The organism is Vibrio sp. 1402, assembly GCF_033340275.1.
In genome coordinates this window covers 1-1,047 of record NZ_JAWOWE010000092.1, presented here as the reverse complement: position 1 = coordinate 1,047, position 1,047 = coordinate 1, and the positions used below count along the sequence as shown (strand labels likewise).

Here is a 1,047-nt window from a genome sequence, read left to right as displayed (position 1 = left end):
AAGGTGTCGCAGCGCACTGGTCTTATAAAGACAAGGGCGATAAGTCGGGCACGACCGCACAAGTGAAAGCGCAGCGTTGGATGCAAAGCTTGCTTGAGCTACAACAAAGTGCCGGTAACTCATTCGAATTCATTGAAAACGTAAAGTCGGATCTATTCCCAGATGAGATTTACGTCTTCACACCAAAAGGTCGTATTGTTGAACTGCCACTTGGCGCGACAGCCGTAGATTTTGCTTACGCGGTACATACCGATGTAGGTAATTCCTGTGTTGGTGCTCGTGTTGACCGTAACCCTTACCCACTAAGTAAGGCGCTGAAGAACGGCCAGACAGTAGAAATCATCAGTGCGCCAGGTGCGCGTCCAAATGCCGCTTGGTTGAACTATGTCGTGACTTCTCGCGCTCGCACTAAGATTCGTCAAGTACTGAAAACCATGCGCCGTGAAGAATCCATCACGCTCGGCCGCCGCCTATTGAATCACGCTTTGGGTCGTCACTCGATTGACTCCATCTACCCAGAGAACATTCAAGAAGTACTGACCGATCTGCGCTTAGAAAGCACAGACGATTTACTCGCAGCAATTGGCTTAGGCGAACTCATGAGTATTGTGATTGCTCGTCGTTTGCTGGGCGATACTGAAGAGCTAACGACAACCAGTTCCATTCCAACCGACTCGAAGAAGAAACTTCCAATTCGTGGCGCGGAAGGTTTGCTGCTGACGTTTGCTAATTGCTGTCACCCAATTCCAGATGACCACATCATTGCGCATGTGTCTCCTGGTCGTGGCCTGGTTGTTCACCGTGAAACGTGTCCAAATGTGCGCGGTTACCAAAAAGAGCCGGACAAGTACATGGCCGTTGCATGGTCTGACGATTACGACAAAGAGTTTATCGAAGAACTGAAAGTCGACATGCTCAACCACCAAGGTGCTCTGGCAGAATTGACCAACGTGATTTCGAAAACAGGCTCCAATATCCATGGCCTGTCGACCGAAGAACGTGATGGCCGACTGTATACTGTCACCGTTCTGCTGACGACTAAAGATC

At 49.7% G+C, this 1,047-nt stretch carries 1 protein-coding gene; it reads left to right on the top strand.

What is annotated here, in order from left to right:
* Positions 1-1,047 (top strand): TGS domain-containing protein (locus R7044_RS24345; protein WP_225455890.1); only part of this gene is annotated, 1,047 nt, incomplete at both ends.